This window comes from Arenibacter troitsensis (genome assembly GCF_900177645.1).
GTDB lineage: Bacteria > Bacteroidota > Bacteroidia > Flavobacteriales > Flavobacteriaceae > Arenibacter > Arenibacter troitsensis.
The window spans coordinates 638212-649825 of the sequence record NZ_FXAO01000001.1; the positions used below are offsets into that span (position 1 = coordinate 638212).

13 protein-coding genes are annotated in these 11614 nt (G+C 38.3%); 1 reads left to right on the top strand and 12 read right to left on the bottom strand.

Going from position 1 to position 11614, the window contains the following annotated elements; all coding sequences use genetic code 11:
- Nucleotides 1-2: 2 nt before the first annotated feature.
- From B9Y87_RS02530 to B9Y87_RS02580, 11 genes are all read right to left on the bottom strand, one after another.
- Nucleotides 3-404 (bottom strand): flexirubin biosynthesis protein DarG, encoded by a 402-nt coding sequence (locus tag B9Y87_RS02530; RefSeq protein ID WP_031442859.1) that lies wholly within the window; start codon nucleotides 402-404, stop codon nucleotides 3-5.
- A gap of 84 nt (nucleotides 405-488) precedes the next feature.
- Nucleotides 489-881, bottom strand: a complete 393-nt coding sequence (locus B9Y87_RS02535; protein ID WP_245808626.1) for a hotdog family protein — start codon at nucleotides 879-881, stop codon at nucleotides 489-491.
- A 68-nt stretch (nucleotides 882-949) separates the two neighbouring features.
- Nucleotides 950-1387 (bottom strand): hotdog family protein, encoded by a 438-nt coding sequence (locus B9Y87_RS02540; RefSeq protein ID WP_085495849.1) that lies wholly within the window; start codon nucleotides 1385-1387, stop codon nucleotides 950-952.
- A complete protein-coding gene (locus B9Y87_RS02545; protein ID WP_085495851.1) occupies nucleotides 1388-2518 on the bottom strand; it encodes a dialkylresorcinol biosynthesis protein DarB in 1131 nt (376 codons plus the stop codon). It abuts the gene before it with no gap.
- Nucleotides 2518-3444: an NADPH-dependent FMN reductase family protein gene (locus B9Y87_RS02550; protein WP_085495852.1), complete on the bottom strand. Its 927-nt coding sequence runs from the start codon at nucleotides 3442-3444 to the stop codon at nucleotides 2518-2520. The genes B9Y87_RS02545 and B9Y87_RS02550 overlap by 1 nt, the downstream gene beginning before the upstream one ends.
- Nucleotides 3445-3608: 164 nt before the next feature.
- On the bottom strand, nucleotides 3609-4490 hold the full coding sequence (locus tag B9Y87_RS02555) for an LpxL/LpxP family acyltransferase (protein ID WP_072862273.1): 882 nt from the start codon (nucleotides 4488-4490) through the stop codon (nucleotides 3609-3611).
- Nucleotides 4491-4507: 17 nt separating this feature from the next.
- The gene (locus B9Y87_RS02560; protein WP_085495855.1) at nucleotides 4508-4750 is read right to left on the bottom strand and encodes a phosphopantetheine-binding protein; all 243 of its coding nucleotides are present in this window, start codon (nucleotides 4748-4750) and stop codon (nucleotides 4508-4510) included.
- 2 nt (nucleotides 4751-4752) lie between these two features.
- Nucleotides 4753-5976, bottom strand: coding sequence for a beta-ketoacyl-[acyl-carrier-protein] synthase family protein (locus B9Y87_RS02565; RefSeq protein WP_085495857.1), 1224 nt, complete (start codon nucleotides 5974-5976; stop codon nucleotides 4753-4755).
- Between the two features lie 17 nt (nucleotides 5977-5993).
- The gene (fabG, locus tag B9Y87_RS02570; protein WP_085495859.1) at nucleotides 5994-6737 is read right to left on the bottom strand and encodes a flexirubin biosynthesis SDR family reductase FlxB; all 744 of its coding nucleotides are present in this window, start codon (nucleotides 6735-6737) and stop codon (nucleotides 5994-5996) included.
- Between the two features lie 18 nt (nucleotides 6738-6755).
- Nucleotides 6756-7892 (bottom strand): WG repeat-containing protein, encoded by a 1137-nt coding sequence (locus tag B9Y87_RS02575; protein WP_085495862.1) that lies wholly within the window; start codon nucleotides 7890-7892, stop codon nucleotides 6756-6758.
- A gap of 133 nt (nucleotides 7893-8025) precedes the next feature.
- Nucleotides 8026-9582 carry a flexirubin biosynthesis tyrosine ammonia-lyase FlxA gene (locus B9Y87_RS02580; protein WP_085495864.1) on the bottom strand — a complete coding sequence of 519 codons (1557 nt, stop codon included), beginning with the start codon at nucleotides 9580-9582 and terminating at the stop codon, nucleotides 8026-8028.
- A 105-nt stretch (nucleotides 9583-9687) separates the two neighbouring features.
- Here B9Y87_RS02580 and B9Y87_RS02585 point away from each other — a divergent pair, with 105 nt between their 5' ends.
- Nucleotides 9688-10932 carry an NAD(P)/FAD-dependent oxidoreductase gene (locus B9Y87_RS02585; protein ID WP_085495866.1) on the top strand — a complete coding sequence of 415 codons (1245 nt, stop codon included), beginning with the start codon at nucleotides 9688-9690 and terminating at the stop codon, nucleotides 10930-10932.
- A 42-nt stretch (nucleotides 10933-10974) separates the two neighbouring features.
- Here the strand turns inward: B9Y87_RS02585 and B9Y87_RS02590 are convergent, their stop codons facing one another.
- On the bottom strand, nucleotides 10975-11583 hold the full coding sequence (locus B9Y87_RS02590) for a hypothetical protein (RefSeq protein ID WP_085495868.1): 609 nt from the start codon (nucleotides 11581-11583) through the stop codon (nucleotides 10975-10977).
- Nucleotides 11584-11614 lie beyond the last annotated feature (31 nt).

Here is an 11614-nt window from a genome sequence, read left to right on the forward strand (position 1 = left end):
GTTTAGAGATCGGTACGCTGTAGCTCTTCAATCGTAATATCGAAGACATCTGCATATTTTTGTAATGTTTTGTTATTTAGGTTTTTAAATACGGCTGGTCTAAAATGTCTTTTAACCCTCCACTTCCAAATCCCCACATAGCTCGCAAGGATTGGGAGATCCATTTTGTGGAGTTCCATATAATATTCCAAGGGGCTTACCTTATGGTCCTTTACCCTTTGTTTTGAAGCTGAAATACGCTCGTTCAAAGCTTCTATAGCATTGTTAAGGGCAATGGTCTTGGGGCTCCAACCTGTACTTAATTCTGTTGTGTATTCTCCGTTTTCATCAACGGCATAGCATAGTTCTTTGAAATTGGCCGACTCAAGATTGCTTTTGTCCTGTGGTACTTCATTCTTTTTCATGCCTTAGGTCTTTATAATTTACAGGCCACGGTTGCTGGCTTATAAAGTTATTAATACATTTTCAAATTCGATCCTCAGTGGTAACTAAACTTCCTGGATCAGAAAATTTAATATGCAGTCTGCCACTAATTCCTTCTCCGTATATATTTTGCATTCCATAGTACATATGCTAAAATTACCAGAACTGTAATTGGATAGGAGTTTGGCCTTGGTAGTTAAGGTGTCTCCAGTTCTGGGCAATAGAAAAATGTTTGCCCTTTTAATGCCGCTAATAAAACCAATTACGCTGTTGCCTTCCCCTTCAAGATCATCCGCTGCAAAGAAATCTTGCCCAACAATGGCGGAACATGACTGTGCAGCATTTTCTATAATCCCTGATTCGGTAAAATTATTGTCCTTCACAAAGATACAATCTTCGGTTACTTTAAATTCCGTGGTCACCGTTTCCTTATTAAGGTCGATTATTTTGGTGACCATGAGCATTGGCGCTCTATGGGGCAAAAACTTATGTATGTTTATATGTGAACGGGCTGTATTCAATGAGTTTAGTTTGCCAATACGGTTTTCATTTCGCTATTTGCCATAATTCTGTCATTGCTGGTTACTTGGATCTTAACCAAAGTAACGCCTAAGATCTCATGTAGAATTGTGACGGTTGTTATTAGTTCTTGATCTACGGTTGGTAACTCCAGTATTTCAGCCAGTTTAATGGCCCCGATATAACCCGTTGGAGCAGGCTCATTTTTTAGGAAATATTGGTACCCTGTGTGAAGTGCTACAGATTGTGCCATATGTTCAATTAGTCCGGCAGCCATAAATTTATTATTGTACACAAACAAATTGGTCAATGGCGGTGTAAAACCGGTAATTACCTTTTCTTCAGAAAAGTGTATCAACTTGTCTACCATTACAAAAGGCGCCTTTTGGGGGATCAGTTCTTCAATTAGCCCTTTGTCGTCTATTGTATGTTTTAATAAATTCATTTAACAAACCGTTAGGTATGCATAGGAGTAAGAAAACCTAGCACTTTCCGGTACGTGCAACAATATTTTGTCTCCTTTTTTCAATTGTCCTGAACTTACCAATTCTTCGAGCATCACAAATATGGAGGCTGCACCTACGTTGCCAACCTTGCTCAAATTCATAAACCATTTCTCCCAAGGTATTTCTACCCCTTGTCCTTTTAATTCCTCGTATAAATTTTCTTTAAAATAATAGGAAGATATATGTGGCAAATAATAGTCAATATCTGCTGTTGTGATATGGTGTTTGTTCATGGCCATTTTTAGACTGTCCACTCCTTTGCCCAATATGTTCTCTCCTAAGAGTTTAACGTCCTGCTTCATGGCGAAAAGGGATTTGTTGGCCCATTCTTCGGCAGGATATTCGCTCCATGGTTTTAAATGGCCATTTTCCAATTTATCACCACCGGCATACATACAAGTTTCCATTTCAAAGGCATAGGAATACCCTTCCATCCATTCAATTTTTAAAGCAATGCCCTTAGGCTCGCTTTCCAACAATACTGCTCCCGAACCATCGGAAAGCATCCAGCGCAAAAATTCCTTGTTAAAGGCCAAAATAGGGTTGTCTTCCAATTCCTTCAGGTGCTCCACCTCAGTTTCAAAAATATCGGATTTCATCCAAGTTGAGGTTCTTTCCGACCCAGTGCATACCGCATTGCTCACTTGTCCCGCCTTTATGGCCAGGAAACCATATTTTAAGGCATTCATTCCTGAGCAACAAGCCCCAGATGGGGAATTAACCTCTAAATTCCCGTTTTTTAAAAAGCCGTGAACCATAGAAGCGTGTGATGGCAATATTTGATCGGGACTACTGGTGCCACAAGAAAGGAGTTCTATGTCCTTGGTCGTAAAAGTGTCGTCACATAAAAGCTCAATGGCCTCCTTGGTAAGTTGGGCATTGTTATGGGTAATGTTTCCATCTGCGTCTATGGCGTAATATCTGGTCTTAATTTGATTGTTCCGCAGGACTATACGTCTAGCCTTGGAATTCTTACCATTGATAATGCCCAATTTTTCTTCCATTTGTTCATTGTCAATGGGCTCATTAGGTAAGAACTTGGCAATCCTGGTAATGTAAACGTCTTTCATTAATTGTTCTTTAAACTAACGGATGAATAGTATGCTTTATCCCTTTTAATTTTATTGTACCGAGGTATGTAAGTCGCCAAAAATACAATAAAAACTATTGGAGCTATAGCCCAAATTGCAAATAACAAATAATATTTGAACAAAACCAGCAATTTTTTTCGTTTCGGATTGCCCGAAGGTCCTTTCTTTATAATAAGGTTGGCCCATTTCGTAAACAAAACATTGCCTCTTATGTCAGTCTGTATCAGCAAGGGTTTTACTTTAACGGCATCCAATGCTAACAATTCATCCTGTAGGTTGGCGTAATCATTTGTTAATAGCGCCTTCCGGATAGGCGTTCCAAATTTTTCAGAAGCTTTTACATCCTCGTCGGAAACCCCCGGTTTGGGAAAAATGCCAAGGTATTTGGTTTTTTTTCCGCCCAACATCCAATGTACTATGGTAATAACGCTTATGTGATTTATATGGCGGTCTACTAGAGCTATATTGCCTACTAACTTGGCATTACAGGCAACCAGAAGGCGTTTCATTTTTTCCTGTGCCATTAACCACATATTTCTACAGGCAATTACCGTAACTACCGGTGTCTGGTCCAATAATTTCTTGGCAACATCGGATTTTAAAAAAGAATTAATGGGTATGGAAGGGGTTAAGTACCAAACCTGGTAACCGAGAATTATGAGGTCATATTTCCTTTCAAGGATATCGGCCTTTGGTGGCTTTAGCTCACAGGGTATTTGAAGGAAGGATTCAGGAAATGCATCATAGAAATCTTCCTGTTTCCAGGGAAATTTATAGTCATTTTCGGGACTTATCCTATAATAAGTGATATTTACGTTCTTACCTTCTATAGAAGAGGCTACATTTTGAACAATATCCAACAACTGCCCGGATTGGGAATAATAAACTATAAGAACTTCTTTCATGGTAAGCTATTGATATTCATTATAACACCGCCAAGATTGTCATTATTTTAGTACCTGTAAGGCTTTCATTTTGACTTTTGGCATGGTTCAAATTTAATTTTAATTTTTGGATCGGTGCCAGATTTGTATAGTGCAACCAAAACTAGGTGTTATCCTAACCGAACTTAGTTCTTTGAACCCCAAAAATCAAAATAGTTAAACCATTGTAATGGATATTGTTCTATAATCCATTCCATACTTTTAATATAATTGGCTAATAATCCTTCGGCATCCCTTTTCTTAAAATCTGCTTTTCTGGCGTAAAGATGATAGTGTTTATTGGTTTCCTTCATTACATATACAAACAGGACCGGTACGTTTAATCTGGATCCCATTAAAAATGGACCGGAAGGAAATTGTGCTTGTTCACCCAAAATCGGAGCGGTCATTAACTTGGCGGTTGTTGCATATCTATCCCCGGTCATGCAAATAATTTCATTTTTTGCCAAGGCGGCATTCATTTCAAAGATATGGGAAAGATCGTCCTGTAGGATGATAAATTTGGTAGATGATTTCTTAATATACCTGTCAAGGTATTCCTTGATAGCCCTATGCTCGGCATCCGTGGTAAGTAAATTAATAGTGGCGCTTCCTTCCAATTCGTCCAGAAAAAACTCTGCTATTTCGAAGTTGCCCAAATGCGCACTGATCAGAATTCCACCTTTTTTGTTGGCCAAGGTTTCATTTAGATGCTCTATTCCGTCAAAATGGTAGGTGAATCTATTTCTTAGGCCGGAGGAAATGGCTACTTTGTCCAAAATGGTCTGTCCAAAGACATAATAGCTTTTGTAAATGGATACAATACTTTTTAGGGTGCCGTATTTGAGTCTTTTACGAAAGTAATAATAACTGGACTTAGTACTTGCAGGGGCAAAAAAGCAAAAATAAAAGGCAACAAAATATAGGATAAAATAGGCCGATCCCAATCCAAGCCTTCTAATGGAGAAAACAAAAATCTTATAACCTAAAACGGAACCTCTGGACTTTCCTTTCCATTGATTTGGCATTTTTTGCGATTAATATTTTAGTTTAATTTCTGCTCTATAAGGTCATAAAAGTCTTGTAATGTAATAACATTAATGAAATCTTCCCCCACCAATTTAACACTAAAGTTAGATTCGATGGCCACTACTAAATCAACAAAATCCAAACTGTCCAATTCAAGGGTTTTCTTTAAATTGGCCATTGGAGAAATATCATCGGCATCAACTTCAAATTCATCTATAAGAAAGTTGTTTATTTTATCAATAATTACTTCTTTATTCATTTTTAATCTTTCACTTTTTTTATTAGCAATGCTGAATTTGTACCTCCAAATCCAAAAGAATTCGACAAAAATACATCAATTTTTTTATCCAGTGTTTTTCTTACCAGATTTAATTTGGCCGCATCTTCGTCAGGATTTTCGAGATTTATATTAGGCGCAATAAACGAATGTTCCATCATGAGCATGGAATATACGATTTCACTGGCACCTGCCATCCAACATTCATGACCTGTCATGGATTTTGTAGAACTAACGTAGGGGCCGTTATCCCCAAAAACGGCAAATATGGCCTTGGCTTCATTGGAATCCCCTACGGGAGTGGAGGTGGCATGGGCATTTACGTAATCTATTTCATTAGGCTTTATCTGGGCTTGGTCTATAGCCTTTTTCATGGCCAATGTGGGGCCATCAACGTTTGGAGTAGAGATATGATCCCCATTGGAGGAAAACCCATAGCCAATAATTTCACCTAAAATAAGAGCATTTCTTTTTTTAGCGGATTCATAACTTTCAACTATAAGGGATGCTGCACCTCCGCTAGGCACCAATCCGTCCCTACTTTTGTCGAATGGGCGGGAGGCGGCCCCAGGTGCTGCATCGTTGACAGAAAATACCCCAAGGCCATCAAAACTTCCCATGGCCAATTCATTGATTTCTTGGGTTCCTCCACAAATGATACAATCTTGAAGCCCACTTTTAATTAATTGATAGGCGATTCCAATGGCATGCGATCCGCTTGCACATGCCGCACTTACCGTGAAGTTGATTCCCCTCAATTTAAAAATGGTAGAGAGGTTCATGGTTACAGAGGAGTTCATGGCCTTAAAAATGGCACCGGAACCTACTAAAGTAGTATCTTTCTTTTCCCTTAGTTTGTCTATAGATTCTATTACGGATTTGGCAGTGCTATCATTTCCGTACAGTACGCCTACTTCATTATTGTCTATATACTCTTGGGAGATACCTGCATTTTTTAAGGCCTCCAAGGTGGCAATATATGCATAGGCTCCTTCCTCGCCCAGACTTAGTCGTTGCCTTCTTGTGAGTAAATCTTTTAGGTCTGGTTCCTCTACCATACCCGTTAAACAGGAGCGATATCCAAATTCCTTGCGTTTTTCGTCATAAACAATACCTGAAGTTCCATTGTATAGAGATTCTTTTACTTCGTCCAAGTTTTTTCCTAAGCAAGAGTATATTCCCATACCTGTAATTACGACCCTCTTCATTTTTCCTTGTAATATTTTTAAGAATATATTCCTCCGTTAATATTTATGACCTCACCCGTAATATACGACGACTTTTTGGATGCCAAAAAGGAAACCAAATGGGCAACCTCCCCAGCTTCCCCAAAACGGTTCATGGGAATCATTTTTTTAAGCTCTTTTTCATCAAGATCACCGGTCATATCTGTTTTTATAAAACCTGGTGCCACTGCATTAACGGTGATGTTCCTTTTTGCTATTTCTTGGGCCAACGCCTTTGTGCCTGCTATTATTCCCCCTTTTGCGGCAGAATAATTAACCTGACCCGGTGTTCCCTTAAGACCGGATACCGAAACCATATTTATGATCCTGCCATATTTATGAACCAATAATTTTTGGATCAGGTGATTGGTAACATTGAAAAAACCATTTAAACTGGTGTTGATGACATTGTTCCAATCCTCAGGTTTCATCCACATAAAAAGTCCGTCCTTGGTGATGCCGGCATTGTTTACAATTACCTCTATAATAGCGTCTTTGTTGGTCTCATGCCAAAGATCCAATTTATTTTGTACATCCTTATTGTCAGCTACATTAAACTGTATAAGCTCGGCACTTCCACCAATTTTTTCTATTTCATTTAAGGTTTCCCGTGCAGCTGATTCGTTGTTTATATAATTTATTAGAATCTTATACTCGGTATCCAGTGCGAGCTGAAGGCATATAGCTTTTCCGATTCCTCTAGACCCTCCGGTTACCAGTGCAAATTTCTTTTTTTCGCTCATTTATTTAGTTAGTGTGATTTAATTTTTTACGTCGTCGAATACCTCCGCATTTTCGTACCATTTATTGCCCAAAACCTCTCCCTTCGCATTTAGAAAGCCCCATTCTTTGTTATATTTTACTCGGGCAAGACCATTGATGAACCCTTTTTCCAAATTCTTTTGAAAGATAGAGAACGATAATCCTGCGGTAATATCATATTCGGGTTGTATTGCCCAATTGCCGGTCTTATCTATAAAGCCCCATTTTTTTTCTTTTGCAGGGGCAAGACCGTTTGCTGAGAACACCTCGGCATCCTTAAACTTGAAATCTATGACCTTTTCGCCCTTCTCATTAATATATCCCCAATTTTTGTTCATGAATACCGGGGCCAATCCTTGACTAAAATCCCTTGCCTTATCATAGGTAGGGGGTATGACCCACTCTCCTTTGTTATTGATAAAACCCATCAATTTATTGCTTCGGGCATATGTTAAGTCCGATTTGTCTGTGAATTCCCAGATCTTATCGGCATTCTTTACCTGGTAAAAGTTGCCATTGGCAACAATACCAAAGGTATCCTGTTTTTTTACCCAAACACCTTTGCTGTTATAATCTCCAATTTCTTGATTCTCAATGGGGATGTAGATTTCTCCCTTTTTGTTGATCATTCCCCATAGCTCACCTTTTCTTGCCTTGGCATATCCGTCTATAAAGGGTTTTATTTCATCAAAATCCGGTTCCACGATTAATTTTCCGTCGGTTCCTAAAAGACCAATTTTTTCGCCCCTTTTGAAAAACGCCACCCCATTGTCAAAATCATAATATTTATCCGAAACAGGTGTTTCCAAGGTTTCACCGGAAACATTGATATAGTGCCATTGGTCACCTTTGTTTACCAATGCCAGCCCGGAATTAAATTCTTTTACATGCTCATATTCCGGTTGAATTGCCCACTCTCCGGAAGTATTTATGTAACCCCATTTGTCGCCCATTGAGGCGGCGGCGCGTTCGTTGGTAAAGTTGTCCGCTTTCTTGAACTGCGGCTTTATCGCATATTCCCCTGAGGTATTAATATACCCAAAAAGGCCATTTTCCCTTACCAAGGCATACTCTTGAGAATAAAAATGACCAAAAACTAAAAAAAGTGCAACCGAAAATCCAATCTTTGTTTTCATCTGATATTTTTTAAAATTAAAATGTTCATATTCAATACTTACCAAGTAAGGACTTGGTATAGGTTTAAGATTAAACTAAGCCACTATTAAATTATGGATTATTTTATTTCAATAACTTATCTAACTAAAATTTTTAATTAAGCTCCTTACACGCGTAAATTTCTTCTTCAAAATTTAGAATAAAATTCTTCACTTTATTTACATAAGGATACATGGGTACGTCCTTGTCGGAGATAGGGGGGACCAAATTTCTAATATCATCATACATTTTTTTTGTTTTTGATGATATTTTATCCTGTACTTTCAAATATTCAATGGCCTGGACAATAGTTATTGTTTCTATTGCTAGGACCTCGAAAGTATTTTCGATTACTTTTTTGGTAATATTGGCTGCGTTGGTTCCCATGCTAACAATATCCTGATTGTCGTTGTTGTTGGGGATACTATGCACGTACATGGGATTGGACAACATTTGGTTCTCTGCAGTGGTGGAGGTGGCAGTAAACTGTACACCCTGCATCCCAAAATTTAAACCAAGTGTACCAAGATTGACAAATGGGGGAAGTATATTATTTAGATTTGGATTTAAAAGGTAATTTAATTGTCTTTCGGCGAGCATGCTCATTTTGGTCACAATTAATTTAAGCTTGTCCATTTCAAGGGAAACATAATCGCCGTGAAAATTTCCGCCATGGTAAACATGCTCTTTTTCAACATCCACGATAGGGTTGTCATTGGCCGAATTAACTTCTTCAATAAGAATTTTTTCCACGTTGTTCAAAGTATCTAGGACCGGGCCTAAAATTTGGGGTACGCATCTCAAGGAATAGTATTCCTGAACCTTTTCCTCGAAAATTGTAACTTCATTATTGCCATTGTACAAATGGTGTTCCCTTTTACGGGTAAGTGTACTATCCTTCAAATGATGTCTCATCGATTTGGCAATCTGCTGCTGGCCCTTGTGCTTTTTGGACTGATTTAGTTCTAGGGACAAATGGTCATCATAGGCCTGCACTATTTCATTGATGGCGGAAGAACAGCATATCATCCAATCCAATAACTTTCTAGTATTTATGGTATTGATCAGACCTATACCGGTCATAACGGAAGTTCCATTTATAAGTGCCAAGCCCTCTCTTAGGGTAATGGTAATTGGCTTTAGGTTTTCAAGTTTAAAAACTTCTTCCGTTGGTCTTCTCTCGCCCTTGTAAAATACTTCACCTTCGCCTATAAGTACTAGGGCAATATGTGCCAGTTGTACTAAATCGCCACTGGCTCCAACACCACCGTGCTCAAAAATTACAGGGGTAATGTTTTTATTGATAAGGGAAGTCATTAATTCTATAACCGAAATATGTACACCCGAATGCCCAAGGCTCAAAGTGTTCAATCTGGCCAACATGGCGGCCTTAACATATTGTTCTGGGATTAAATTGCCCGTTCCGGAAGCGTGGCTCCTGATTAGGTTATATTGTAATTGAATTCGGTCGGAGTCGTTTATTTTGTATTGGGCCATTGGGCCAAAACCTGTATTTACACCGTAAATAATTTTGTTTTGGGAGAATTGGCTTAAAAAATTAAAACTATTTTCAACGGTGGTTAAAACGTCTTTATTTATTAAAATAGCTTCTTCCTTAAAAATTATGCGATAGAAATCCTCTATTCCCAACTTTCCTTTAATAGTCAACATGTATATAAATTCAATATTTAAAAAGTAAATTGAATAACAATTAATAAAAATAGTTATTTTGGATTGCAAATGTATGATATTTAACCAATCAATATTTTAAAAATAATGAATCAACGTTTAGTGGAAGTCTTGGTAATTGGCGCAGGGCCTTCTGGTTGTGTCTCGGCAGCTTATTTGCAAGGTCAGGGAATTAAAGTTCAAGTGGTTGAAAAAAGTATTTTTCCCAGGTTTGTTATAGGGGAAAGTCTTTTGCCCAGATGTATGGATCATTTTGAGGAAGTAGGTCTGTTGGACGGTTTGAATGCCTTTGGTTTTGAAAAGAAATTTGGAGCCCGATTTATAAAAGGGGAGAAAATCTGCGAGTTCGATTTTAGTAAGAAACACACCAAGGGTTGGGATTGGACCTGGCAGGTTCCAAGAGCGGATTTTGACCAGGTATTGGTTGAGGAGCTTACCAAGAAGGGAGTGGATGTCTCTTTTGGACATGAGGTGGTAGATGTTGTTATAGGGGAAAATGGGGAATCGATAACTACCATAAAGGACGAAAACGGAATACCATACCAGGTTAAGGCCAAATACATTATAGATTCCAGTGGTTATGGGAGGGTTTTGCCCAGATTGCTGGATTTGGACAAACCTTCGGTATTGCCCAATCACTCTTCCATTTTTACACATGTTGTGGATGTAAATCGCCCAGAGGGTAGGGAAGGGACCCTAATTACGTTTGATGTTATAGAGACCGAGGTATGGCTATGGGTAATTCCATTTTCCAATGGAAGAACCAGTATTGGTTACGTAGGCCCTACAGAATTTTTGGAGTCTTTTGAAGGTAGTAACAGCGAAAAATTGAGCCAATTATTAAAGCTGTCGGATTATTATTATGAACGCTTTAGAGGGGTTGATTTTTTATTTGAACCAGTGTTGATAAAGAATTATTCCAAATCGGTTAAGCAACTATATGGGAATGGATTTGTCTTAACGGGCAATAGCGCTGAATTTTTGGATCCTGTTTTTTCATCGGGGGTTACTTTTGCTACGGAATCGGCTTTGTTGGGGGCCAAACTTATTACCAAAGTCTTGAACGGACAGGCAGTGGATTGGGAGAAGGAATACTCCGAATATATTAGGGAGGGAGTAAGTGTGTTTTCTTCCTATGTTAATGAGTGGTACAGTGGTAATCTACAGACCCTGTTTTTCCATCAACCGGAAAACCCTGAGGTAAAAAGACAAATTTGTTCGGTTTTGGCGGGCTATGTTTGGGATAAGACCAACCCCTTTGTAACAAAGCATAACAGACTTATTAGAACCGTGGCCCATATAATAGATCTTGAAAAGCAAAAAAGTGAATGATGTCATCATTCACTTTTTTGTAACCAACCAAATGATCTTGGTTTAGAAGCCTTTTTTTAGAATTAGCTTGGCAAAGGATTTTCCAGTTTTGGCATATCCTTCCCCTAATCTATCTTCATTGCTAAACGAGCTTCCCCATTGGTCTCCAGGGGCGTTTTCACTAGAAACTTCCAACAGTATATTATCTCTATTATTGGTTTCAACAAATTTTAATAAGGTGCTAACTTTTGCAGGTTGCTTCATGACACCAGCATCCCAGCCGGGATAAACCCATACCGTCTCCACAATAAGGGTGTATTTGGCCTCAGCTAAATTTTCACTAAAGAAAACATTGTGGTCCTCATAAAGATATCTATTCATTAATTCCAAAAATTTTGGGGCGTAGATCAATTCCCTACTTGCGTACCAGCTTTTTTCCCAAGATGTACCTTTTCCCCGTGTTTTTTCTTCCAATTCTGCGGAATGCTCTTTTACGTATTCGTCATTTGTGAGATTCTTTTTCAATAGTTTCATATTGTCATAAACAAATTCTACATTTATTTCCTTCTGACCTTTGATAAAATTAAAATCTCCCTGTTCTACTTTTAACTTTTGGCTGTATCCAAATAAGTTGGACAGACATACCAGTGCAATGATAAAATTGATTTTCATAATAAATAATTAGTGTTTATGACTTCAAATG

What these genes read in the sequence shown, in the direction of transcription:
- B9Y87_RS02550 (WP_085495852.1), bottom strand. Translation starts at nt 3,444, where the DNA reads ATGAAAGAAGTTCTTATAGTTTATTATTCCCAATCCGGGCAGTTGTTG.
- B9Y87_RS02535 (WP_245808626.1), bottom strand. Translation starts at nt 881, where the DNA reads ATGGTCACCAAAATAATCGACCTTAATAAGGAAACGGTGACCACGGAA.
- B9Y87_RS02580 (WP_085495864.1), bottom strand. Translation starts at nt 9,582, where the DNA reads ATGTTGACTATTAAAGGAAAGTTGGGAATAGAGGATTTCTATCGCATA.
- B9Y87_RS02530 (WP_031442859.1), bottom strand. Translation starts at nt 404, where the DNA reads ATGAAAAAGAATGAAGTACCACAGGACAAAAGCAATCTTGAGTCGGCC.
- B9Y87_RS02590 (WP_085495868.1), bottom strand. Translation starts at nt 11,583, where the DNA reads ATGAAAATCAATTTTATCATTGCACTGGTATGTCTGTCCAACTTATTT.
- B9Y87_RS02575 (WP_085495862.1), bottom strand. Translation starts at nt 7,892, where the DNA reads ATGAAAACAAAGATTGGATTTTCGGTTGCACTTTTTTTAGTTTTTGGT.
- B9Y87_RS02565 (WP_085495857.1), bottom strand. Translation starts at nt 5,976, where the DNA reads ATGAAGAGGGTCGTAATTACAGGTATGGGAATATACTCTTGCTTAGGA.
- B9Y87_RS02540 (WP_085495849.1), bottom strand. Translation starts at nt 1,387, where the DNA reads ATGAATTTATTAAAACATACAATAGACGACAAAGGGCTAATTGAAGAA.
- fabG (WP_085495859.1), bottom strand. Translation starts at nt 6,737, where the DNA reads ATGAGCGAAAAAAAGAAATTTGCACTGGTAACCGGAGGGTCTAGAGGA.
- B9Y87_RS02545 (WP_085495851.1), bottom strand. Translation starts at nt 2,518, where the DNA reads ATGAAAGACGTTTACATTACCAGGATTGCCAAGTTCTTACCTAATGAG.
- B9Y87_RS02555 (WP_072862273.1), bottom strand. Translation starts at nt 4,490, where the DNA reads ATGCCAAATCAATGGAAAGGAAAGTCCAGAGGTTCCGTTTTAGGTTAT.
- B9Y87_RS02560 (WP_085495855.1), bottom strand. Translation starts at nt 4,750, where the DNA reads ATGAATAAAGAAGTAATTATTGATAAAATAAACAACTTTCTTATAGAT.
- B9Y87_RS02585 (WP_085495866.1), top strand. Translation starts at nt 9,688, where the DNA reads ATGAATCAACGTTTAGTGGAAGTCTTGGTAATTGGCGCAGGGCCTTCT.